Annotated in this window: 19 protein-coding genes; 5 read left to right on the top strand and 14 right to left on the bottom strand. The window is 56.4% G+C overall.

The annotated features are described in order from the left end of the window. Window positions 1–45: 45 nt before the first annotated feature. A complete protein-coding gene (locus HOP44_RS07085; protein WP_281367778.1) occupies window positions 46–684 on the bottom strand; it encodes a 5-formyltetrahydrofolate cyclo-ligase in 639 nt (212 codons plus the stop codon). 253 nt (window positions 685–937) lie between these two features. Between HOP44_RS07085 and HOP44_RS07080 the strand changes: the two genes are divergently transcribed. Next, the gene (locus HOP44_RS07080) at window positions 938–2899 is read left to right on the top strand and encodes an ABC-F family ATP-binding cassette domain-containing protein (protein ID WP_172251940.1); all 1962 of its coding nucleotides are present in this window, start codon (window positions 938–940) and stop codon (window positions 2897–2899) included. Between the two features lie 505 nt (window positions 2900–3404). Here HOP44_RS07080 and tsaD read toward each other — a convergent pair. The 11 genes from tsaD to HOP44_RS07025 form a co-directional block, all read right to left on the bottom strand. Continuing rightward, window positions 3405–4481, bottom strand: coding sequence for a tRNA (adenosine(37)-N6)-threonylcarbamoyltransferase complex transferase subunit TsaD (gene tsaD / locus HOP44_RS07075; protein ID WP_172251938.1), 1077 nt, complete (start codon window positions 4479–4481; stop codon window positions 3405–3407). A gap of 5 nt (window positions 4482–4486) precedes the next feature. Then, window positions 4487–5014 (bottom strand): ribosomal protein S18-alanine N-acetyltransferase, encoded by a 528-nt coding sequence (gene rimI, locus HOP44_RS07070; RefSeq protein ID WP_172251936.1) that lies wholly within the window; start codon window positions 5012–5014, stop codon window positions 4487–4489. Between the two features lie 60 nt (window positions 5015–5074). Beyond that, a complete protein-coding gene (gene tsaB, locus HOP44_RS07065; protein ID WP_172251934.1) occupies window positions 5075–5875 on the bottom strand; it encodes a tRNA (adenosine(37)-N6)-threonylcarbamoyltransferase complex dimerization subunit type 1 TsaB in 801 nt (266 codons plus the stop codon). Then, window positions 5862–6404: a tRNA (adenosine(37)-N6)-threonylcarbamoyltransferase complex ATPase subunit type 1 TsaE gene (tsaE, locus tag HOP44_RS07060; protein WP_343059803.1), complete on the bottom strand. Its 543-nt coding sequence runs from the start codon at window positions 6402–6404 to the stop codon at window positions 5862–5864. The genes tsaB and tsaE overlap by 14 nt, the downstream gene beginning before the upstream one ends. A 184-nt stretch (window positions 6405–6588) precedes the next feature. After that, window positions 6589–7371 carry an ABC transporter permease subunit gene (locus tag HOP44_RS07055; protein WP_172251932.1) on the bottom strand — a complete coding sequence of 261 codons (783 nt, stop codon included), beginning with the start codon at window positions 7369–7371 and terminating at the stop codon, window positions 6589–6591. After that, complete coding sequence (locus HOP44_RS07050) at window positions 7364–8323, bottom strand: ABC transporter ATP-binding protein (protein WP_172251930.1); 960 nt, start codon at window positions 8321–8323, stop codon at window positions 7364–7366. The genes HOP44_RS07055 and HOP44_RS07050 overlap by 8 nt, the downstream gene beginning before the upstream one ends. A 619-nt stretch (window positions 8324–8942) precedes the next feature. Then, window positions 8943–13535: a glutamate synthase large subunit gene (gene gltB / locus HOP44_RS07045; protein ID WP_172251928.1), complete on the bottom strand. Its 4593-nt coding sequence runs from the start codon at window positions 13533–13535 to the stop codon at window positions 8943–8945. A 645-nt stretch (window positions 13536–14180) separates the two neighbouring features. Further along, complete coding sequence (locus HOP44_RS07040; protein ID WP_172251926.1) at window positions 14181–16622, bottom strand: YhgE/Pip domain-containing protein; 2442 nt, start codon at window positions 16620–16622, stop codon at window positions 14181–14183. A 135-nt stretch (window positions 16623–16757) separates the two neighbouring features. Then, window positions 16758–17339: a TetR/AcrR family transcriptional regulator gene (locus HOP44_RS07035; protein ID WP_172251924.1), complete on the bottom strand. Its 582-nt coding sequence runs from the start codon at window positions 17337–17339 to the stop codon at window positions 16758–16760. A 255-nt stretch (window positions 17340–17594) separates the two neighbouring features. Next, window positions 17595–18278, bottom strand: coding sequence for a metal-dependent hydrolase (locus HOP44_RS07030; protein WP_172251923.1), 684 nt, complete (start codon window positions 18276–18278; stop codon window positions 17595–17597). A gap of 192 nt (window positions 18279–18470) precedes the next feature. Then, window positions 18471–19454, bottom strand: coding sequence for a cell wall hydrolase (locus HOP44_RS07025; protein ID WP_246369676.1), 984 nt, complete (start codon window positions 19452–19454; stop codon window positions 18471–18473). 512 nt (window positions 19455–19966) lie between these two features. On the opposite strand from HOP44_RS07025, the gene HOP44_RS07020 reads away from it, so the two are divergent. The 3 genes from HOP44_RS07020 to HOP44_RS07010 all read left to right on the top strand — a co-directional run bounded on the left by HOP44_RS07020 (window position 19967) and on the right by HOP44_RS07010 (window position 22274). Beyond that, window positions 19967–20545, top strand: coding sequence for an RNA polymerase sigma factor (locus HOP44_RS07020; protein ID WP_172199629.1), 579 nt, complete (start codon window positions 19967–19969; stop codon window positions 20543–20545). Further along, window positions 20542–21564, top strand: coding sequence for an anti-sigma factor (locus tag HOP44_RS07015; RefSeq protein WP_172251922.1), 1023 nt, complete (start codon window positions 20542–20544; stop codon window positions 21562–21564). Before HOP44_RS07020 ends, HOP44_RS07015 begins: the two co-directional genes overlap by 4 nt. Window positions 21565–21749: 185 nt before the next feature. After that, the gene (locus tag HOP44_RS07010; protein WP_343059802.1) at window positions 21750–22274 is read left to right on the top strand and encodes an AraC family transcriptional regulator; all 525 of its coding nucleotides are present in this window, start codon (window positions 21750–21752) and stop codon (window positions 22272–22274) included. Here HOP44_RS07010 and HOP44_RS07005 read toward each other — a convergent pair. Continuing rightward, a complete protein-coding gene (locus HOP44_RS07005; protein WP_172251920.1) occupies window positions 22211–22507 on the bottom strand; it encodes a 2'-5' RNA ligase family protein in 297 nt (98 codons plus the stop codon). The genes HOP44_RS07010 and HOP44_RS07005 overlap by 64 nt on opposite strands. A gap of 44 nt (window positions 22508–22551) precedes the next feature. Next, window positions 22552–23415, bottom strand: coding sequence for a YihY/virulence factor BrkB family protein (locus tag HOP44_RS07000; protein WP_172251919.1), 864 nt, complete (start codon window positions 23413–23415; stop codon window positions 22552–22554). Window positions 23416–23618: 203 nt separating this feature from the next. Between HOP44_RS07000 and HOP44_RS06995 the strand changes: the two genes are divergently transcribed. Then, window positions 23619–24569, top strand: a complete 951-nt coding sequence (locus tag HOP44_RS06995) for a D-2-hydroxyacid dehydrogenase (protein ID WP_172251918.1) — start codon at window positions 23619–23621, stop codon at window positions 24567–24569. Window positions 24570–24702 lie beyond the last annotated feature (133 nt).

Raw genomic sequence — 24702 nt, 5'->3', positions numbered from 1 at the left:
TCTTCTTGCTTTCCGTTCCCCATCTATACGGCCGAAGCCGCTTCTTCAGGCACGGCCCGTTATATTCGTCATGCCCGCCGGCACGATCAGAAGATCCAGCAGGAAGTCGTGCGGTTCCATCGGCACTTGATCCACAACCTGCCCGTCAAAAGCGAGCGCCCACAGCTCCGGCTTGGCTCCGGCAGCGCCGAAGCGTTCCAGGAGCCGGTCGTAGAAGCCGCCTCCGTAACCGATTCGTCCTCCCGCGGGATCGAATGCCAATCCGGGAACGAGCACGACATCGATTCCGCCCAGCCTGTTTTCCGGCCATTCGGGAAGATCGGCGGCCGGCTCGGGAATTCCCCAACTGCCGGGAACTTCGTCCTGCGCCCGCCGGATCTCCAAAAGCCGCATGCGGCGCGAAGTCTTGTCGATCCGCGGCGCCAGTACGATATCCCCGTGCCGTCGGCAGTCTTGAAGCAGAGGACGCAGGTCCAGCTCTCCCCGATAAGGCAGATAACCGAGCAGCACGAGGGGTTGGCCTTTGCGTCTGCGCAGGACTTCCAGGCGATCCGCCGCCATCCGGCAGACGAAGGCGGATTGCTGCGCGCGCAGCGATTCGGACAAATCCGCTCTCACCTGTTCCATACGGCGCCGAAACGCCGCCTTATCCGGTAAAGGTTCGATAGCGCTCGCCTCCCGCATTCTCTTCTGTTCTCTTTTTTGTTCTCACATGCTCAAGTTTATCATTGTTTTGCGCAAATAACCACCGCCGGGAAGGTCCCGCGAAGCCTTGATCCGGCTTTTCCGGGGAAAATAGGGCCTGCTGTTTGGACGGGGATTTGGACTTTTGGGAACGAACCCCCGAATTTATGCAGCCTCTCTTTGGTTTTTCGCCGATTCTACGGTAAAATAAAGTGATCTTAGACTATTTCAACAGCACGGAGGACTCTGAATTATGCTGCTTCAAGCAACGGGAATCGCAAAAAGATACGGCGTCCAGAGCATTCTGGAAGGCATTACCTTTCAAATCCTGGAACGCGAACGAATCGGACTCGTCGGAGTCAACGGGGCGGGCAAGTCGACGCTGCTGAAGATTCTGGCCGGCGAGATGTCCCACGACGAAGGTCAAATCTTCAAAAACAAAGAAACGACGATCGGCTACCTTGCCCAAAACAGCGGGCTGCAGTCGGAGCGGACTATCCAGGAAGAAATGCTGGACGTGTTTGCCGACCTGCTCGATGCCGAACGGGAGATCCGCGAGATGGAACTCGAGATCACCGAAGGCTCCTCGCATTCCGAACAGGACAAAGCCTATCAGGATCTGCTGAACCGCTATGCGGTGCGTTCGGACTGGTTCCGCGACCACGGCGGTTACGAGATCGGCACCAAGATCCGCAGCGTCCTGCACGGGATGGGCTTCGGCAGTTTCGATCCTTCCACGGTCGTGTCCACGCTCAGCGGCGGACAGCGGACCCGTCTGGCCCTGGCCAAAATGCTGCTTCAAGCTCCGGATCTGCTCATGCTCGACGAACCGACCAACCATCTGGATATCGAGACCCTGACCTGGCTGGAAGATTATCTGCGCGGTTATGACGGCGGGCTGCTGATCGTTTCCCACGACCGCTACTTCCTCGACAAAACGGTCACGGCGATCGTGGAGATCGAACGCCACCGGGCGCGCCGCTATACGGGCAATTACAGCCGCTACACCGAGCTCAAGGCCGCCGAGTACGAAGCCGACATGAAACAATACGAGAAGCAGCAGGGCGAAATCGCGAAGATGGAAACGTTTATTCAGCAGAATATCGTTCGGGCCTCGACGACCAAGCGTGCGCAGAGCCGGCGCAAAGCGCTGGAGAAAATGGATCGGCTGGATCGGCCGGCCGGCGATCTGAAACGGGCCAACTTCTCGTTCCAGGCCGCTTACACCTCGGGCAAAGACGTCCTGAATGTAGACGGCGTATCCGCCTCTTACGACGGCGCCAACAAGTTGTTCCGCGATGCGTCGTTTTCTCTGTCCCGCGGCGAAACGGTAGCGCTGATCGGACCCAACGGCGTCGGCAAGTCCACCATGCTCAAAGCGCTGATCGGCCGGCTCAAGCCGGACGAAGGACGCATCACCTGGGGAGCCAAAGTCCAAATCGGGTACTACGACCAGCAGCAGGACACGCTCAATCCGCAGAACACCGTGTTGGAAGAATTGTGGAGCGCGTACCCGCATATGGAAGAAGCCCGCATCCGGACGGTGCTCGGCAGTTTCCTGTTCAGCGGAGAAGACGTGCTCAAGAGAATCTCCGCACTCAGCGGCGGCGAGAAAGCGCGGGTGCTGCTCTCCAAGCTGATGCTGCTCGAAGCCAATACGCTTATTCTCGACGAACCGACCAACCATTTGGATCTGTACAGCAAAGAAGTGCTCGAATCGGCATTGATCGATTTCGACGGGACCCTGCTGTTCATTTCCCACGACCGCTATTTCCTCAACAAAATGGCCGAGCGCGTGATCGAGTTGGGTCCAAGCGGCATTACCGGCTATTTGGGCAACTACGACGACTACGTCGAGAAGAAGCAGGAACTCGAAGAGATCGCGCGCGAGAATGCGGTCCTTGGCTCGGCGCGCAGCAAATCTTCGGCTTCCGTCCAGGCGGGCGAGACCGAAGAATCCAAAAATGCCCAGGTCGCTTTTGAAGAAAGCAAACAGGCCAAACGAGAAGAACGCAGCCGGCAGCGCCGGATGGAACAGCTCGAGACGCTGATTGCGGAACTCGAAAGCTCGGTTGCCGCTCTTGAACTGGAGTTGACACTTCCGGAAATTTACGAAGACTATATGGCGATCCAGGAACGGCAAAATGCGATTGATACGAACAAAACCCAGCTTGCCTCGGCCTACGAAGAATGGGAAACGCTCGCTGCGGAATAATTTTTTTGTCAAGTGAACATTTTGATCTATCCCCGTTATCCACTGCGTTATCCACAGTTTTATCACGTGTTTCGCCTACTAACCGGCCTTTATGGCCGGTTTTTTGCTTTCCAAACCGCCACTTTCACCTTGAAACCAATTTTATCCACTTTGTTATGCACATTATCCACAGATTTCGCTTTTCCTTTTTGAAAAACATATCCCCTTTTACATAAAATTCGAAGCAGGCATTCCGCGCGGGTTGAGCCTACTTGTCCACAACGATAAGGGGATATGTGGATAAGATTATTCAGGGATTGACAAGGGCAGGTTAAGCGTGAGTAAAAATAGGCAGGGCCGACTTCTACATTTTACACAGCTTTACAAAAGTCCGAATCCCGTTGATGTCAAAAAAGCTTCTCTCTACACAAAAAGAGCCTCTTCCGGTATGGAAGAAGCCCTCTTGCGCGCACGGCCGATTTGCAGACATCACCCGTATCCGTCATCCGGACATACGCTTTGCGCTTTACCGGGCAGCCGATTCTCCGACCGACCAGTTTTCCAGCGACATGCCCGGCTCTCCTTTAATAAAAAGATCGCTGATTTCGCCGCGCGTCCATTTCACGTAAGCGGCGGCGCCGATCATCGCGGCATTGTCCGTGCAGTACTTCAGCGGCGGGATCGCCAGCGGAATATTTTCTGCCGCGCAGCGCGCGGTCAGTTCGCTTCGCAGGCCGCCGTTCGCCGCCACACCGCCGCACAGCAGCAGCTGCTTCGCACCGAATTCATGCACGGCACGAATCGCCTTGGCGACCAGCACTTCCACGACGGATTCCTGGAATCCGCGCGCGATTGCGCCCGTATCGACTTCCTGTCCTTTCATCCGGCTCTGGTTAACCAGATTCAGCACCGCGGATTTGAGTCCGCTCAGGCTGAAATCGTACGAGCCTTCTTCCAGCCACACCCGGGGCAGCGCGGCAGCCGTATCGGCGGCCTGCGCCGCTTTGTCGACGTACGGACCTCCCGGATACGGGAAGCCGAGCGAACGCGCTACTTTGTCGTAGGCTTCACCCACGGCGTCGTCGCGCGTTTGCCCGACAACCTCGAACCGCCCTTCGCTCTCCATTCGCACGATCTCGGTATGGCCGCCGGAGACGACGAGTGCGATCGACGGATATTGAATCTCATCCGTCAGTTGGTTGGCATGGATATGCCCGGCGATATGATGCGTACCGATCAACGGCTTGTCGAGTGCAAAAGCCAGCGCTTTGGCGGCCATAATCCCGACCAGAAGCGCCCCGACAAGCCCGGGACCTTCCGTTACGGCAATCGCCGTCAATTCGCGTGCTTCAAGCCCCGATTCCTCGATCGCCTGCTCCATCAAGCGCGTGATGCACTCGACGTGCTGGCGCGAAGCCACTTCGGGGACAACGCCGCCGAACGCTTTGTGCGTCTCGATCTGGCTGGCGACCAGATTCACGAGCACTTCCTGTCCGTTTTTGACAATCGCGACGGACGTTTCGTCGCAGCTGGTCTCCACCGCCAAGATATACGTACCTTCGCGCGTCTTGCCCTGCGCTTCCTGCTGCAGTTCCTTATCCATTCCCGTTACACGCTTCCTTCCGTATTCCCCGCCGCTCTGGAACGGTCTTTCAGGTCTATCCACATAATGACGGCATCTTCGTTATTGTCGGAATAATAGCCTTTGCGGACCCCGATTTCGCGGAATCCCATCTTGACGTACAACCGGCGGGCGACTTCGTTGCTGACCCGCACTTCCAGCGTCGCTCTTTCCAGACCGAGCGATTCCGCCATGCCGAGCAGCTCGTCCAGCAGACGGGCACCCAATTTGCGTCCGCGATAAGCGGTACGTACCGCAATATTCGTAATATGCGCTTCGTCCATAACCGTCCACATTCCCGCGTAACCGGCCGCTTCGCCGTCCAATTCCATAATGAGGTAGCGCGCGAAATGATTGATCGTCATCTCGCTGCGAAAGGCCTGCTCGGTCCAGGGCAGCGAAAACGATTCGTGTTCGATCACCATAACATCCGGGATATCTTCGAGCCCCATGGTTCGAAAATGAACGGACGGTTCGCCCGAAGATTGTGCAGATTCGGTCTCTCGGTGCTGCATCCCATGCAGCCTCCTTTCCTATACGATTCAATCTCCCGGTTCCCGAAGGTTCCGGATGTTCTAGTTCTTGGCGCGCAGCAGATTCGCTTCCGCTTCCGTGACCTGCGTATAGTTCGGCAGCAGATCATGCGCGTCAACCGTATCGCCGCTCTCAAGCTTGCGCAGGCCGATCCGGCCGATCCACCTCGCTTCGGCCGCACAGTCCTGCAGGGCAATACGGTCCTGCGGCAGTCCAGCTATCTCGGCAAGCCCACGTACGGTATCCGCATGTTTTTCCGTTTCTCCGGTAAACAGGATATGGTCGGGCCGTTCGCCTGCAGGAAGTTCCCGCAGCCTTGCGGCAAGTTGAACCGTCCAGTCCTGTACCTGTAAAATGGCATCTTCCGCGGTCCGGTCCAGCACAAGCCGTTCATCCCGGCCGCCGACGGACGGAAGATGCGTTTCAAACAAAGCCGTATACGCTTGTCCGCGCCGTGCATCGACCAGGGGAACGATCCAGATCTTCCCCTGAAGACCGGACGCTTCGAGTCCCGAGGCGGCCTGCGCTTCCAGGCTAGACACGGCCGCTACCGGCAGTTTCAGCGCCCAGGCCAGCGTCTTCGCCGTCGTGACGGCAATACGAACGCCCGTATACGAACCCGGTCCGATGCCTACGGCGATACCCGCAAGCGCCTGTTTGTCGGTACCGGACTGCCGAAGCGCCCGCTCGATTTCCGGCAGCAGGTTCACGGAATGATTCCGTTCGGCCAGACTGCTGCTTTCGAACAGGATCCCGCTTCCTTCCAGTACCGCTACGGCCTGGGAAGCGCTGGACGTATCGAGCGCCAGAATCCGGCCGGGCCGCGCGTTATTTTTCGTCATATTCAAATTCCCCATCTTCATTCAATTTTCGTTGTCCCGATTCTGTATCCGCACCGGAATCCGGCATCTCTTCCACCCATTTCGCATACGGCGCGCCGATTCCTTCACAGCGAATCACACGGTTGGCTTCTCCGTTATGCTCGATATGCAGATTCAATCGGCCTGCCGGCAGCAGGTCGGGAATGATCGAAGCCCACTCCACCAGCGACACCCCCCGGCCTTCAAAATATTCGTCGAGACCCAGATCTTCGGCTTCATCCTGCGTAATCCGGTAGACGTCCATATGGTAAAGAGGCAGCCTGCCTTCGTATTCCTTGATCAAGGTAAAGGTCGGGCTGTTTACGATCCCCCGAACTCCCAGCGCGGCGGCAAATCCCTGCGAAAACTTCGTTTTGCCCGCACCCAGATCCCCGTCGAGCGCAATCACCGTTCCCGGCTTCGCCAACGATGCAAAGTACGCAGCCAGGGCTGCCGTATCCTCTTCATTGCGCGAGATCCATTTTCTGCTGCTTATTTTATCTGCCTGCACGCTCCGTTTCACCTTCGCTTTCCTTCCGGCGCAGTGTGTCTTACAAACGGCCGGTCTGTTGATTTATTCATTATAGCGCAAAAAATTCACTGAGGGCACCCCGCTTCCTACTTGGCCAGCGTACGCAAAAATCCCGCTTTCGCAAACGCGAAAGCGGGATTCATAATGGAGACCGATGTTCCTGTTACGCGGCGACGTCTCTTTTTTTGAAAACCCAGAACGTCAGAGCCAGGAATACGACATAGTAGACGGCCAGAACCGCCAGCGAAAAGCCGAGCGACATCCCCCCGTAACTACCCGTCGATGAAACGATATACTGGCTCAAATCCATATTCGCAAACAGCAGGTAGCGGCCGATCGCGTATTTCGAAGGATCGACCAACAGCGTAATTAGACTTCCCATGAACAGGAGGATGATCGTCAGCGCTACCGACAGCGAATTGCTTCGGAATATGGACGAGAACATGAACGCCATCGTCACATAAATCAGACAGTCGATCAGCCGATACAGCAGCGACCACCAGAAAAACTCGGAAAGACTGAGCGTAAGCTGCCCCGAAAGACCATCCGGGTCAGCGGGAGTTCCGAACAGCAGGGCCGACATCACCATACCGAGTACCGTGAGCATCACGTACAACGCAATCATGAACAACAGGACCGCCACGTATTTGGACAGCAGAATTTTGATGCGGCTCCACGGACGGATCAGAAGCAGCTTGATCGTGCCGCGCGAAAATTCGCCCGCGACCGTATCCGCAGCGACAGCAACCGCGAATACGGTCGGCAGGAACCAGAACTGCAGCAGCGTATTAAGCGAGTTCCACATGCCCATATCTTCGCCGACAAAAGAGAAAAGAACCGGCATCAACAGCGCAACAAGCCCCAATACGCCGAGCATGATCCAAGTGCGTATACGCGCGTAAATTTTAATACTTTCATTATGTACGAGTCCGAGAAAATCAAACAATTCCGCCGCCTCCCGTCATCTCCAGGAATTGATCTTCCAACGTGCGGGTGAGTGGGCGTATGCCGTAGACCGGTATTCCCGCCTGAATGAAACGGGTATTGATCTCCGCAATTCCCTCGCGGTTCGTCCGTACGACCAACTGGCCGTTTCGGATTTCTCCGCCTCCGAGCAGGGTCAGCGCTTCTTCGATCCGCTCGCCCACATCGAATATCGTCTCGAGTGTCGCATGGATATCCGCCTCGCCGTGCAGCTCCCGTACATCGATCAATTTGCCGGCCTGGATAATCGCCACGGTATCGCACATCAGTTCCATTTCGCTGAGCAGGTGGCTCGATACGAATACGGTCGTGCCTTCTTTGCGCGTCAGCTCTCTCAGGTAATCGCGCAGCTCCCGGATTCCCTGGGGATCGAGTCCGTTGGTCGGCTCATCGAGGATCAGCAGTTTGGGACGGTGCAGAATGGCCTGTGCGACGCCAAGGCGCTGGCGCATGCCAAGCGAATAAGTCGATACTTTGTCATGAATCCGGCGATCCAGCCCCGTAAACTGAACGACCTCGTCAATCCGTTCCTTCGTCACGTCGGAGCGCATACGTGCATACTGCTTCAGATTGCGATAACCGCTCAGGTAGCTGTACATCTCGGGATTCTCCACGATCGCTCCCACTTGAGAAATCGCCTGTTCAAAATCCTGCGTGATGCTGCGGCCGTCGATGACGATATCTCCGGAACTTGGCGCCATGAGCCCCGTCATCATTCGAATCGTCGTCGTTTTGCCCGAACCGTTTGGTCCAAGGAAACCGAAGACTTGTCCCGGCGGTACGTCGAGCGTCAAGCCTTCGATAATCGTTTTGCGGCCGATCTGCTTGACCACGTTGTCGAAACGGACGACGGGTTCTCCGGTTATCTTGCTTTTGCTGCCCGGAACAGGCATTTTGTCGCTGATGATTTCCATATAAGCTATATTCCTCCTTCTCATTCCTAGTACCCTTTCAACTCTTAATCAGAGGTTTACGTTTTCCTGAAACGCACACGCTTTAGGTGCGATTCAGGAAAACGTAACCTTACCTTTAGGGTTGACAAGGTAACAGTCACCTCTTTTTTATCCTTTTCTTATCGCTTGCGGCTGCCCGCTCGAAGAAGCTCACCAAGGTCTGATCCCGTCTTTTTTCACGTTCAAGCAGCTGCTTCTCCTGAAGCATCTCATGCCCCGGAAATTCGTCGGCCCATATGCCGCTGGCGTACCGGGCGTAAGATTCCAAATCCCCGCTTACGCAAAACCCGAAGGGTTGAATAGCGTCAAATGTACCGAACATTCACTTCCGAACCAATCTTCCCGTTCATGTCTTTGAATGCCGAGTCTTCCGACTCTGCGCGTTCGCCTCCGGCTCGCTTTGGTCTGTTTTCTTCAAAAGAACTCTTCGTTACCAATGTAACATAGCTTGGCGGTCTCATCCTATTATTTCCCATTAAAAAAGCCTACCCGCTTCTCTTGAAAGAAACGGGTAGGCCTTTCGCTTGATAAAATTCAAACTTCACAACATCAATATCTATCCGAAAAAGGAATCCGGCAATCAGCCGCCTGCACGGGCCAGCTCGCGCATATTGGCTTCAAAAGCGGCCAAGAGCGCGTCATCGCCGGTCAGACCGGTCGATTCGGCTTTTTCGATCTGTTCCAGCATGCGCTTGTAATCTTTCGGGATGACGCGGACGAAACGGCCCGACGTCTGTTCCCAACCGTCGAGAATCAGCTTGGCTACGCCGCTGTCGGTCAGCTCCGCGTGACGCTGAATCAGTTCGCGGACTTCTTCTTTCTCCGCTGCGTCTTCAAGTGTCTCAAGCAGCACCATTTCCAGGTTGCAGCGGTCGACGAAATCGCCCGCTCCGTCATAGACGTAAGCGACGCCGCCCGACATGCCGGCCGCAAAGTTGCGTCCCGTCGCGCCGAGTACCACTACGCGTCCTCCTGTCATGTATTCGCAGCCGTGATCTCCCGTACCTTCCACGACCACTTTCGCACCCGAGTTGCGGACCGCGAAACGTTCGCCGGCGATTCCGCTGATATAAGCTTCGCCCGCAGTCGCGCCGTAGAGCGCCGTATTGCCGATGATAATATTTTCTTCCGACTTGAACGTCGCTCTCGGATCGGGTTTCACGATCAACTTGCCGCCCGACAAACCTTTGCCCACGTAGTCGTTGGAATCGCCCGACACTTCAAGCGTGATGCCTTTCGGTACAAACGCGCCAAAGCTCTGGCCGGCCGAACCGGTGAAACGCAGGCTGATCGTATCGTCCGGCAGCCCGGCCGCGCCGTATTTGCGCGTAACTTCGCTGCCGAGAATCGTGCCGGCGGCCCGGTCCACGTTCGTGATCTTGAAGTGTGCGTCGACTTTCTCTCCGCGTTCAAGCGCAGGGGCGGCAGCCGTCAGCAGTTCGCGCATGTCGAGCGTATGTTCCAGACCGTGATTCTGGGTCTGCGAACGGAAAGGCGTGCTGCCTTCCGGAAGCGTCGGCACATGCAGCAGCGGCGTCAGATCGAGACCTTTTTTCTTCCAATGATGCGAAGCATCCACCGCATCGAGGCAGTCCGTGCGTCCGACCATCTCCTGGATGCTGCGGAAGCCGAGCTGTGCCATGATCTCGCGCAGATCTTCCGCGACAAACTTCATGAAGTTGACGACATGTTCCGGATCGCCCATGAAGTTCTTGCGCAGTTCCGGATTCTGCGTCGCTACGCCGACGGGACAGGTATCCAGCTGGCATACTCTCATCATGATACAGCCGACGGCGATCAGGGGCGCGGTCGAGAAGCCGTATTCTTCCGCTCCGAGCAGAGCGGCGACAGCCAGATCGCGGCCCGACAGCATTTTGCCGTCCGTCTCCAGTACGACGCGGTCGCGCAGATTGTTGAGAATCAGCGTCTGATGCGTCTCGGCCAGACCCAGTTCCCACGGCATGCCCGCGTGGCGGATCGAACCCTGCGGCGATGCGCCGGTTCCGCCGTCGTAACCGCTGACGAGGATAATGTCGGCGCGGCCTTTGGCAACGCCGGCCGCAATCGTGCCTACCCCGACTTCGGAGACCAGTTTCACGTTGATATCCGCGCGCGGGTTGGCATTTTTCAGATCGTAGATCAATTCGGCCAAATCTTCGATCGAATAGATATCATGGTGCGGCGGCGGCGAGATGAGACCTACGCCCGGCGTCGAACCCCGAACTTCCGCGACCCAAGGATAAACTTTGCGGCCCGGCAGCTGTCCGCCTTCGCCCGGCTTGGCCCCCTGCGCCATCTTGATCTGGATCTCGTCGGCGTTGACCAGGTAGTTCGACGTCACGCCGAAGCGGCCCGAAGCGACCTGTTTGATCGCGCTGCGGCGGGAATCTCCGTTGGCATCCGGAATGAAGCGCGCCGGATCTTCGCCGCCTTCGCCGGTATTGCTCTTGCCGCCGATCCGGTTCATCCCGATCGCAAGCGATTCATGCGCTTCCTTGCTGATCGAACCGAACGACATCGCTCCGGTCTTGAAGCGTTTCATAATGGAGGAAGCCGGTTCGACTTCGTCCAGCGGAACCGGTTCGCCGACCGGTTTGAGGTTCAGCAGCGCGCGCAGCGTCAGATGCTGTTTGGACTCCCCTTCGACGAGGCGTGCATACTTCTTGTACGTTTCGTAATCGCCTGTGCGAACGGCATGCTGCAGCAGGTGAATGGTCTGCGGGTTGAACAAATGGTCTTCGCCGTCGCTTCGCCATTGATATTCGCCGCCGGAATCGAGCACCTTGTCGATGCCGTCTTTGTCGGAGAAAGCCCGGTTGTGCTGCAGCAGCGTATCGAACGCCACTTCTTCGAGCCCGATGCCGCCGATGCGAGTAGGCGTCCAGGTGAAGTAGCGATCCACAAATTCGGGCTTGAGACCCACCGCTTCGAAGATCTGGGCACCGCGGTACGACTGGATCGTGGAAATCCCCATTTTGGACAGGATTTTCACCACGCCCTTGGTCATGCCTTTGATAAAGTTCTTGACCGCTTTTTCGTGCGAGATGCCTCTAAGCATACCCTGCGCGATCATATCCTGCAGCGTCTCGAACGCCAGGTAAGGATTGACGGCGCTGATGCCGTATCCAAGCAGAAGCGCAAAGTGATGCACATCGCGCGGTTCGCCGGATTCCAGCAGCAGGGTGACTTTGGTGCGTGTTCCCTGGCGAATCAAATGGTGATGCATGGTCGAAACGGCAAGCAGCGCCGGAATGGCCGCATTGTCCCGATTCACGCCTTTGTCGGACAAGATCAGGATGTTATGCCCTTTCTTGATGACGCGGTCAGCCGCTTTGCACATGGCGTCCAGCGCATCGCGCAGGCCGTCGGCGCCGCGCGCCGCTTCGAAGAAGATCGGAATCGTCATCGCGCGGAAGCCCGGACGGTGACGGTGCACATGACGGATCTTCGCAAAATCTTCGTTCGACAATACCGGCGTATCCAGCGAAATCATCCGGCAGCTTTCCGGTTCCGGCAGCAGCAGATTGCGTTCCGCACCGATTGCCGTCGAAGCCGACGTGACGATTTCCTCGCGGATCGCGTCGATCGGCGGGTTGGTTACCTGCGCGAACATCTGCTTGAAGTAGTTGTACAGACGCTGCGGCTTATCGGACAGCACGGCGAGCGGGGCGTCGTAGCCCATCGACCCCGTCGCTTCGATTCCTGTCGAAGCGATCGGCTCCAACACTTTCCGCAGTTCTTCGAACGTATAACCGAACGACAGCTGAAGCTGCGTCACGTTCTCGTGCTTCGGAGCCGGCGGTTCCTGGGCATCCGGCAGCTCGTCGAGATTGATCATGTGCTCGTCCAGCCATTCGCGGTACGGACGCTCGGAAGCGATCAGGCCTTTGACTTCCTCGTCGGAAATGATCCGGCCTTCCTTGGTATCGATCAGCAGCATCCGCCCCGGACGCAGACGGTCTTTGTACAAGATGTCTTCCGGCGCTACGTCAAGCACACCGGCTTCGGAGGACAGGATGATCGTATCGTCTTTGGTCACGTAGTAGCGTGCCGGACGAAGCCCGTTGCGGTCAAGGATCGCGCCGATTTGCACGCCGTCCGAAAACGCCATCGCGGCGGGGCCGTCCCACGGTTCCATCAGACAGCTGTGATATTCGTAGAACGCTTTTTTCGTATCGTCCATCGTCTCGTGCTTGCTCCAAGGCTCCGGCACCATCATCATGGCCACATGCGGCAGCGAGCGTCCGCTCAGATACAGGAATTCGAACGTGTTGTCGAACATCGCCGTATCGGAACCGTCCGGGTTGATGACCGGCTTGACCTTGTCGAGGTCGGGACCGAACACTTCGCTCTCGAACAGGGTCTGGCGCGCATGCATCCAGTTCACATTGCCGCGCATCGTATTGATCTCGCCGTTGTGGATCATGAAACGGTAAGGGTGCGCACGGTCCCAGCTCGGGAACGTATTCGTGCTGAAACGCGAGTGAATCAGCGCGATCGCCGAACTAAGCTTCTCGTTGCGCAGATCCGGATAGAACTGTCCAACCTGCGCCGTAGTCAGCATGCCTTTGTAGACGATCTTGAGGCTCGACAGACTCGGAATGTAGAAAGACTCCGCGCCTTCGCCTTCCGCATAGCGGATCGACATCTCGGCCAGACGGCGAATCACATACAATTTTCGTTCAAAAGCCAGATCGTCCGTGCCGTTTACGGCACCGCGTCCGATAAACACCTGGCGTACGCAGGGCTTGGCCGCTTTGGCGGAAAAACCAAGCGTGCCGTCGTCGGTCGGAACCGTGCGGAAGCCGAGCAGCTTCTGTCCTTCGGCCTGAATGATCTCGCCGAGCAGGTATTCGTGACGGGCACGGATTTTGTCGTCGGTCGACAGGAACAGCATACCGACTCCGTAATCCCCGGCGGCCGGCAGCGTAAATCCGAGCTCCTCGGAAGCGAAAAATTCGTGCGGAATTTGCAGCATGATACCTGCTCCGTCGCCGGAGTTCGGCTCGGCTCCCTGGCCGCCGCGGTGTTCCATGTTCTCGAGCATGGTCAGCGCGCGGCTGACGATATCGTGTGCGGGTGCTCCCTTGATATTGGCGATAAAGCCCATGCCGCAGGCGTCTTTTTCAAACTGGGGATCGTAAAGACCCTGTTTCGGAGGCAATCCAGTCATTTCATCAAACAACCTTTCTATAATGAAATTCATTCATCCCGACGGGAGGTAAAGGCGCTTGCGCGTGGCAGACCACCGAAAAGCCTCGGATATAAGAGAACAGACTCCTTTTCGCACCCGGCGGATGCTCCGCTGGGGTCAAAAAGCAGTCTTCCACATCCCGCGAAAAGCGGGTTCGCAGTTGGATTTTTGGTTTCCCCATTGTAACATTCAGCTTCCACGCCGTGCAATTTAAATCTTTTATCTGCCCGATAAAACTTCCTTTTGCGGCGAAGCATTAGCGCATTGATGTGCCGAACCGGACAATCGCGTCGCCGCAGCGGCTGCAGCGCAGGGAGCGGCATGATTTTGAGTCATTATACGACAAAATTTACGCTTTGCCTATGGAAGAAGCAATTTGTCCAAGCAATGATGCAAAATGTGCAAAAGCGAACGTTGGAGGTTGAACAGCGATTCAAGCCTCCGGTACGAATCTTCGTCCGATACCGATTAACAATAAGGTTTACCTTCATTATAAAGGCGCGGCATAAAGCTGCGGCTCCCGCATACCGCCTCCCCGTCCTTTCCTACAAAAAAGAAGTCCGGCAGCAGCCGGACTTCTTGAACAGAATACAGCGAATAGAAACGGCCGTCCCAACCCGCGGCTTAGGCGTGTGCGGGAGCCGTTCCCGTACTCGTCTCCGGCGTACGCACATCGCGTTCGCGCAGGAAGTAGACCAAGGTCAGCAGCACACAGACGACACCGATCGCGCCCATCAAAATAGACTGGTTCCGGACCACATCCGTTATGCCGGTCGAGATGGCCGCTTTGTAGCCGGTCACGGTATGGGTCATCGGCATCCAAGGGTTGAAAGCTTTCATCCAATCGGGAATCAGTTCCAGCGGGAACGTTCCCGCGCTGGTTGTCAGCTGGAAGATCAGCAGGAGCAGCATCATGAACCGTCCCGGATTGTCCAACCAGGTGACGAATGCCTGAACCATCATGGTGAACGAGAAGCTGGTCACCCAGGTGAAAAGGCAGAACAGGGCTGCGCTCTGAACTTCCAGTTTCAGCATGAAGAGCGTGACGACAACCGCCAGTGCGGACTGCAGCAGACTCATGCCGAAGAACGACAGGAAACGGCTGACGAACCGGTTCCAGCCTGTCGCGTCTTTGACGGAAGATCCGCGCAGAGGCACAACGAGGGTCGAAATCAGCGCACCCACGAACAGACCCAGCGACAGGAAGTACGGCGCAAAGCCCGTACCGTAGTTCGGTACATCATGGTAGACCGTTTCGCTTAGTTCGACCGGAGCCGCGTACATCTGCGCATTGGCGTCCCCTTTGTTCACGTCGGCCGTTTCGGCGGCCGCGTCGTTCAGCTTGGTCTGCAGTTCGCCGGAACCGTCGGCCAACTTGCCCGCTCCATCCTTCAGCTGCACGGCTCCGTCCTCAAGCTTGCCCGCTCCGTCCTGCAGTTTGACCGCTCCCGAAGAGAGCGTGTCGGTACCTGCGCTCAGCTGCGCCGCTCCGGAAGCGAGTTCGCCCGCTCCGCTGCCGAGCTTGCCGGCGCCTGCACTGAGCTGCTTGGCTCCGGAAGCCAATGTTCCGGCTCCGGAAGCCGCTTGGCCGAGTCCGGCCTGCAGCTGTTTGCCGCCTGCGGCAAGCTTGCCCGCTCCGGCACTCAGCGTCTGTCCGCCGGCTGCCGCTTCGTCCAGCTTGGCGCCGAACTGCTTCAGTCCGCTGCCAAGCCGCGTTTGACCGGCTGCGAGGCTGTCCGCACCCGCTTTGAGCTGCGAACCGCCAGCCGCGAGTTTCTCCGCTCCGGTCAGCATCTGCTGCTGGGCCCCGTCAAGCTGCGCGGCACCTGCGCTGAGCTTCGCCTGTCCGGCACTCAGCTGTCCGCTGCCGGAAGCTACCTCTTTGGCACCGGCCAGCAGCTTCTGCGCTTCGGGACTCTGCGCCAGTTGGGGCGCCGCTTGAAGCAGCTGCTCCAGACCGTCGGCTACCCCCTGCGCACCTGCGCTGAGCTGCTCGCTTGCCGTACTCGAAGCGGCCAGCCCTTCCTTGAGCCGGGCACTGCCGGCCGCACTTTTTTTAAGCGCATCGCGAAGCTGTGACGCTCCATCCGCGGTCGAGCCGATTCCCGCCTGGAGCTGTTTCGCTCCTTCGGTCAATTTGGAAGCTCCGGTCTCGATCGACCCGTGCGCATCCGACAGCTGGTCCAGTCCGCCGGCCAGTTTGCCCGCTCCCGCCTGCAGCGAGTCCGCTCCGGTCTTCAACTGGGCGGCTCCGTTTTGCAGTTTGGCCTGGCCCTGCTGCAAAGTGACCGCACCGGCGGCCAACTTGTCCAGATTGGTCTGGAGCACGCCTGCTCCTTCTTTGAGCTGCAGGGTTCCGCCCTGCAGCTTCGAAGCGCCGTTCTTGAGCGCCGCCGCGCCCTCTCCGGCTTGGGCGAGGCCGTCTTTGAGCTTCGAAGCGCCGTCTTTGAGTTCGCCGGCTCCGCTGCCCAGATCCCCGGCGCCGTCTTTGAGTTTGCCCGCACCTTCGCCGGCATCGTTAAAGCCTTCCGAGATCGTATCCAGCTTGGCAAACAGTTTCTCGGTATACGTCTTGGTAACCGCTTCGGAGACTTTCGTTTTGATTTCTTTCATCGCCGTCTCGCCGATTTGCCCGGCGAGGAAGTTATAGCCTTTGTTCGGCGAGAATTCGATCTGCGCCGGCTGCGGCTTTTCGTCCAGCACGGTTGTCGCTTTTTCCGAGAAGTCCGCCGGAACGGTGATGCGCATGTAATACTTCTCGTCTTCCATGCCTTTGGCCGCTTCGGCCTCATCGACGAACCGCCAATCGAACGATCCGTCTTCTTTCAGCTCGTCCACCAGATCTTTGCCCGCCTGCAGCGTCTGTCCGTCATACTCCGCGCCCCGGTCCAAATTGACGACGGCTACCGGAATCTCGTCCATTTTTCCGTACGGGTCCCAGAATGCTTTCAGAAACAGCCCGCTGTACAGCACCGGAATGAACAAGACAACGATAATCGGAATCAGAATTTTCGGGTTTTTCAGGTGCGTCTTCAAATCGTGAAAAAATACAGTTAAAGATTTCAATGCGATTCTCTCCTCGACTTCGTTCTTCTCTTTGTCCGATCTTTCAACAGAACCGAATGACTGTTTCGATCATATGGTCATTTTAGAGCAAAAAAACGGCCCGCTTCTTCAGCAGGCCCGTCGCTTTTGAATCCTTCAAGGTGCGGCGGTAAATCCTTCGGTCAAAAAGGTAAACATATGACGCTTCAGCTCTTCCTTGGACATGGGCTCGTGATGCATCTCCCATTCGCCGGTCAGCGCTATGAACAGCTTCAGCATGCCGAACGCGATCACTTCCGGACTGCCCTGGCGAATCGCGCCTTTGTCCATCGATTCGCGAATGACGCGTTCCAGAAATTCCAGCACGACGCTCTCGACTTTGAACAAAGCGGCTTTGGCCTGAAGCGTGCCGATATCCCGCAGCTCCTGGGACAGCTTGATAAAAAGTTCGTGCTCTTCCCGGAATTCCAGAATGGCGTCCAGCGCCTGGTAGACATTTTCAAAAAACGGACGTTCCGCATGAATTTCCGCTTCGGCTCTGCGTCTCAATTCACGGATCGCACCCAGCAGAATCTCGTCGAACAGCTCTTCCTTGTTTTCGAAAAAGGTGTAAATGGTCCCTTTGCCCACATTGGCGATCTTCGCAACCTGGTCCATCGTGGTCGCTTTGTATCCGAACAGCGAGAACGACTGGGCAGCCGCATGCAGAACCTGCTCGCGGCGGTCGACGACAGCCATATGCCCCCTCCTCTTCTTCTTGAAGTTATCGTGATTGACTATAAGTACAAAACGGTCATTCGGTCAATTTCAATTTATCATATCATTTTCGGAATAGCAAGAGATTTCATCAAATAAGCGTCTCTTCCCGTTCCGTTCAAAAAAGGCCCTTTCCGCCGCGGCGGAAAGGACCTTCTGCATACGGATACGCCGGCCGGGTCTTCCCCGGAAGCCGTACGGCGCTTGGCCGCATTCCCCGGAAGCCGAAGCCCGAAACTAAACGTCCAGACTTTCCCGGCTGTTCAGGATGATTCCTTCAATGCCGTCTTCCTTCAGCCCCGCGCAGAAAGCTTCCGAATCCTGCTCGATGGCGGGAAACGTGTTGTAATGCAGCGGCAGCACTTTCGGTGCGCCGATCCATTTGGCGGCGATCCGCGCATCTTCGGGTCCCATCGTGAAGAAATCCCCGATCGGCAGCGCCGCGATATCGATCTTGTTCAATTCTCCAATGATCTTCATGTCGCCGAACAAAGCCGTGTCTCCGGCATGATACAGCGTCTTGCCGCCCAGAGTCAGCAGGATGCCGGCCGGTTCCCCGCCGTATACGATACGGTCTTCCAGGGTCAGCGACGAACTGTGGAACGCCAGCGTATATTTTACTTTGAAGCCGTCGAATTGATGCGAACCTCCGATATTCATGCCTACGGTCTTTACTCCCTGCTCCGTGCAGTAATTCGCAAGTTCCACGGGAGCGACAACCGGGCAGTCGTTGGCTTTGGCAATCCCGATCGTGTCTCCGAAGTGATCGTTGTGCGCATGCGTAAGCAGGACGGCATCCACTTTGATATCCGCGGGCTTGACCCCGGAATTCGGATTGCCGGTCAGAAACGGGTCGATAATGACGGATTTTCCTCCGCCTTCCACGAGCAGTGCCGAGTGTCCGAGATACGTGATTTTCATAAACGAAATACCCCTTTCGCGTTCGATTTGGCCTGTTTGAAGAACGGTTCGGACATAGAAGTTCGTTCCGTGTTCGCAGACAGGGTTTTGTATACGGCTTTCGCTTCATTATATCGCGTGAAAGTATGTATACCAAATTTGCAATCGAAGAATTGAGCATGGCTGCCAAGTTCGTTTGTACGGGAATAAGACTTATTTGAAAAACGTATGATGACCGATCTTTTTGACCGGCGTGCGCGTATTCGGAACCGTCATATCGGTCGCAAGTTCCAGGGACACGAAATAATACGTATCATCCGGCACTTCTTTGCGGCCGTTGAGCGCTTCGGCCACGGCTTTGACGGAATCCCCGGATGGGACGACACGGTCGAAACGGCCGTTCTGAACAGGCGAGAATTGATATCTCTGGTAAATGACATCTCGGATGGTATCGGGATAGTTGGCGGACCGGAGCCGGTTCAGGACAACGTTGGCGACAGCCACTTTGCCTGCGTACGGTTCGCCTTCGGCTTCTGCCATGACGATTCGCTCGAGCAGAAGCACTTCTTCATCGGCCAGTGCGTAAGTCCAGGTCGCTTGTGAGGCTTGATCCTGGCCGAGCAGCGCGGTCGTGGTGAAGAACAGTTGGTTTGGGGGAGTTTGGGATGATGCCGTTTCCTTGGCGGCTGTTTGGACAGCTGCTTTGCCGGTTTGGGCCGGTTTGTCTTTTTTAACCTCGGCTTGAACCGCGGACGCGGATTTTTGAGCGGAAACGGAAGGGGTCGCAGCCGTTTTTGGTTCGCTCTTGGATTTGGATTGGATTGGTTGTGTTTTCGGTTGATCGGAGACGTTCGAAGAAGCTTCGGCCTGTTTGTTCGTCTTCGATTTCTGAGTCTGATTCGAAGAAACAGCCTTTTTGTCGGTGGCGGAATCCGGACTTTGAGTCTTGTTGTCCGCAGATACAGTTGCTGTGCGACTTTCTTTTTGTACCCAGGCGGTAGGCCTTGCTATAAATTCTGGATGTAACACTTCGTCGAACGCGATATCGGTCAATTCGCAGGCCCCCATGCCCACGCCTGCCGCTTCTGCGTAAGAAGGGCGAACGCCGTTCGATACCCATACCGTCGCTGCACAAATGAAAATCAAAATCACGCCGACCAGCAGCACGACCCAACGATTATTTTTAAGTTGTTCCATATATATCCTCCTAGCTCTCGGCATACTCCCTTCCTATGTAACCGTTCAAATCCGGTTTGAATCCGGTTTTTACCGAAAGCATGTTCGCTTTTTCCGGTAATTTTACATTCGGGAAGAGGCGCGCAAAAAAAAGCACAAAGCCTATTATAACTCAGTCCTGCGTTTTTTTCATCTTTTTTTCAATTTTCATGTTTTTTCACGGTCGATCCTTCTCTGCTTTTCCTGCGTGTTTCAACTCTGTTTGCGCTCGAAAACGGCCGGATTCCGCGCTTTTCCCGCCTATCCCTCTCTTTTCTTGCCGCTCGTAAATTTTTTTTTGGTACAGCCTTCGACGTTTGTGCCGAATTCCGGCTGCTCTTCCTTTGCTTTTTTACAAATTGCGATCCCCCGGCGGCAAACATAGAGACCTTGCGAAAAATTTTGCTAAAAATTTATTTTGAAACAGTATCATCCATGGCAAAAGATTTTGCGAACGTTATAATAGGAGCATGAATATCGAGAGGAGCTCCTGGATGAATGAACAATCGGAAGACCTGCAGCTGATTCGGCAAATTGCCGGCAAAGATGCGGGAGCGCTCGAACAATTGTACGACGCCTATGAACGGCCTCTGTACGCTCTGGCTTACCGCCTTTTGAACGACGCGATGGCGGCGGAAGAAGCGGTGCAGGAGCTGTTCCTTCGGATATGGAACAACGCAGAACGCTACGATTCGTCCTACGGCAAGCTGTCGACCTGGATGTTTGCCCTCACGCGCAACATTTCGATCGATATGCTCCGCAGACGAAGCGCACGCGCGGCATCGGTCCCTGTGGAAGACGACTATTTGAAAGCGATCGTGGACGTGTCGGCCGATACGGAACTCGCAGTGGAACAGACGCTGCAGGGCGAATCCGTCAAAGCCGCTTTGAACGAACTGGGAGAAGAACAACAGCAGGTCATCGAATTGATTTATTACAAGGGATTGACGCAGCAGGAGGTTTCCGATCGCTGCTCCATCCCTCTGGGGACGGTCAAAAGCCGGGTAAGGCTGGCGCTCAAACAGCTGCACAAGCGCCTGTCGGGAATGGAAAGGGGGGAATCGCGAGTATGAACGAACGCAAAGAATCGATAATGGACCAGGCCGAAGCCTATGCGCTCGGTGGACTGGATGAAGCGGAATCGGCGGAATACGAAGCCTATCTGCTGGATGACGCCAACGAACGGAAGCGTGCGGCCGAGCTGCGCGGCACGGTCGGCATGCTGCCCCTGGCCCTGACGCCGGCGGCTCCCCCGAGTGGTATGAAACGAAGAATTCTGGCCCGGGTGTTGGGCAGTGAAGCGCCTGCCGCTCCGGAGACCCAGCAGCAGCTGGAGCAGGCAAGGCAGACGATAGAAGTCGACGAATTCCGCCGTGCGGCGGAAGCGAAGAGCGGAATCGACGGAAGCGGCGAGCCGGCTGTCGTCAAGACCGACAGAAGTTCCGCGGCTCCGGCCGTTGAAGAACGCCCGGCCGGAAACGACACGGCACGCGGCGCCGCGCAGCGAAGCGTCTCTGCCGATACGGCTGTGGCCGAGCCTGAAATGGCGCGCCGGGCTTCCCGGGCACGCGCTTCCCGCGGCCTGTGGGCCGGAGCGGCGACGGTCATGGCTGCGGCGGCAGCCGTGCTCGGAATCTACTCCGCCCAACTGCAAGCCTCGATGAGCGACATGCGCTCGGATATGACCGCGATGCAGCAGCAGACGGCGGATATGGAACGGCAGCTGGCTTCCGCGGCGCAGCCTCCCGTCGGTGCGAAGGTCGAAAACAGCGTACGGTTGAAAGGCGGCGAAGACGATCCCGATGCGTTCGGCATGGCTTCGATGATCCGCGACGAAAATGGCATGCGTCTGGTCGTTCAAGCCGAGAACATGCCTTCGCTCAGCGGCAGCGAAGCTTACCAGATCTGGTTGATCAAGGACGGGCAGCCGCCGCAAAATGCCGGGACCTTTATGTCCGACAGCGGCAGCGGAGGATTGTCGCTCGCGATAGAGCCCGACGATTACGATACGGTTGCCATTACGCTGGAACCGGATGCCGAAGGCAAACAGCCGCGAGGACGTATGGTAATGGCCGCTCAGCTTAACGGCTAACAGCCGGAAGAGGCAGGATGGAAGACCCGGACTACCCCGGGCCTTTCGTCCGCTCTCGGCAGTGCCGACAAAATCAATCATAAAAGCCCCTGAATTCCAGCCTTTCGGCCTAAGGATGCAGGGGCTTTTATGATTTTCTTATTTTCCATTTTTTTAAAATTAATTGGTGAAATTAATTTTAAAGCATGTTAGATTTCATTTGCGGCGCAGTCAGGCTGCAGAAAGGGAGAATAGAAATGACATTCACAATCGAACACATGCCGACAGCCCGGATGATTTTCGCAAGAAAAACCGGGCCCTACGGTCCAGGGAATCAAGAAACCATGGAATATCTGAAAGCGTGGGCCCGGCGGCGGAACCTTCTCCGCGAATCGGCGACTCTGCTCGGGATCGCGCAGGACAATCCGCAGCATACGCCGCCGGAGCAATGCCGCTACGACGCCTGTCTGATTATCCGGGAAGCCGGCGCCAGCGAAATCGGCGATCTGCAGGATACTTCTCTTCGCTTGGGAGAATTCCCCGGCGGCACCTATGCCGTATTCAAAACGGCGCATACGCCCCAAGGCGTAAACGAAGTTTGGTCATCCGCTTTTCCCGCCCTGCTCGAAGCGGGCATCCGCCTGGACGAGCGGCCGACTGTCGAGCGTTATACCGGTTCGCTGCTGCCGGAAGGGCTCTGCGAATTGTGCGTGCCGATCCGCCAGTCCTGATCCGATTGTCCGGCCCGGATGTGCCCCTCCTGCCAGATGCCGCCGAGATGGTAATCCCGGGGATCGGTCCAGCGCCGGAACGCTTCCGTTCCAAAGCCGCCTACTGCCCAATCGGCGAGTCGGTCCGCCGCTTCCGAACCGATCGGAACCGCTGCGAATACCCGCCATTTCTCCGCTTGACCCGGATCGGCCGAACGCCGTTCCGGGATTTTCGGGTGCTCCCCGTTTGTCATCGCTGCTCCTCCTTTCCCGGTATTCCCTTCCGCGCTCTCCGGCTTCAGGTCCTTTTTGTCGCCTGTCTTCCTGTTGAAGTCCCGACTTTTCCCGCTTTCAGGGTCGCATTGATCTCTCCCCCGACAATCAGGATGATCGAACTCAGATACAGCCAGGTCAGCAGAATGATAATACCGCCCAGACTGCCGTACGTTTTGGTAAAATTGCCGAAGTTGTTCACATAGAAAGAAAAAGCAAGCGATGTCAAGATCCATCCCACAGTAGCGAACACCGCACCGGGAACCGCCTCGCGCAGCCGGATCTGCCGATTCGGCGCAATCCAGTACAAAGCGCTGAACACGGCTACGAGGACCACCAGCGGAATCGAATATTGAATCAGACTCCACATGCGCTCGAATCCCGGCGGATACGACAGCAGCCGGTTCAACTGACCGCCGATCCAACTGCCGAAGACCAGCAGCAGAACGCTCACCAGCAGCACCACGCCAAGCACCAATGTAGACAGCATCGAGACGAGCCGGATCTGCCAGAATTTGCGATTTTCTTCGACATCATAGGCTTTGTTCAATCCTTTGATCACCGCATTGATTCCCCGGGAAGCCGTCCATAAAGTAGCGATCATCCCGATCGACAGCAGTGCGCCGCCGCCCTGCGTCACTTCGCTCAGAATTCCTTCTACCGTATTCATCGCGGCCTGCGGAACAAACTGACGGGCCAGACGGAGCATTTCTTCGATCGACAGATCGACATAGCCGACCAGCGTAACCAGGAAAATCAGAAACGGGAAAAAGGACAGCAGTAAATAGTAAGCCAGTTGGGCACCGATTCCGCTGACTTCGTCGTCGCGAATACGCACAAACAACCGATACCCGAAATCAAAAGCGTACATTGCATATTTTCCGATCATGGGCGCTCCTTCAGGGTTATTTGGCCGGATTTCCATACAGGGCCTATTCGAATACACCGTTTTCCCTGCGCTCCCTTGCCTACTCGTATTATACCCGTTTTTGACCGCATGCCCCGTTTCGAACAGGCCGCAGGAGGATTTATGAATTGAACTTTGTTAAGATGGAAAGGTAGATTTCCGAACCCGAAGGAGGAGTATCCGAAATGCCGACGATTTTGACCCTGTACGAATTCCCCGAAGAACAAGCGCAGCAGATCCGGGAGATTGCGCCGGATTACGAATTGAAAAGCGCGCCGATCAAAGAAGTCACTCCCGAACAGATCCGCGAAGCGGACATTCTGGTCGGCTGGAATCGCAAGCTGGAGCCCGATGCCGTGGAAAGCGAGAATCTGAAATGGGTGCAGGCCTGGTCCGCCGGTGTCGATTATTTCCCGTTGGACCGTTTGGCCGAGAAAAAGGTGCTGCTGACCAACGCCGGAGGCGTACACGCTATCCCGATCTCCGAGCATATTTTCGCCGTTCTGCTGGCCATGTCGCGCAATCTTCATGGCAATATTCGCAGCCAGGCGCTGGGGAAATGGGATAAAAGCGGATCGTATGGAGAAGTTTCCGGCCTGACGATGGTCATCGTAGGCACCGGCCATATCGGACGCGCCACCGCAAAACTCGCCAAAGCTTTCGGTATGCGCACGATCGGTGTCCGCCACTCGGGCCGGCCGGAAGACCAGATCGACGAGATGTACCGCACGGACGGAATTCGCGAAGCTTTTGCCCAGGGTGATGTGATTGTAAACATTCTTCCTCTGACCGACGAGACCCGTCACTTTTTCGATCGCGAGAGCTTTGGTTATATGAAAAAAGGCTCCCTGTTTATCAATGTGGGCCGCGGCCAAAGCGTCGATACCGAAGCGATGATCGAAGCTCTGGATTCCGGTATCCTCTCCGGTGCCGCGCTTGACGTCTTCGAACAGGAACCGCTGCCGGAAGATCACTCGCTGTGGACACGCGAAGACGTGATCCTGACCCCCCACGTCGCGGGCAACACGGATCATTACAATGTGCGGGCTGCCGAGATTTTCCTCGACAATCTGCGCGCTTTCGTTCAGGGAAATACGCTGCCGCGCAACCTGGTCGACTACTCGAAAAAGTATTGATCGCCGCCTTGAACAGGCAAACATCAAGAGCAAATCGGTTCTGCGAATTTGCGTCTATTATATAGTAGAAAAAAAGCAAAAAGACCCGGGCATCCTCGCTTGGGTCTTTTTGTTTTTGCAGCTATTCCTTTTT

Source organism: Saccharibacillus deserti (assembly GCF_013618475.1).
GTDB classification, from domain to species: domain Bacteria; phylum Bacillota; class Bacilli; order Paenibacillales; family Paenibacillaceae; genus Saccharibacillus; species Saccharibacillus deserti.
Note: the sequence above shows the minus strand (reverse complement) of the source record. Positions and strands in the feature narration are given on the sequence as shown.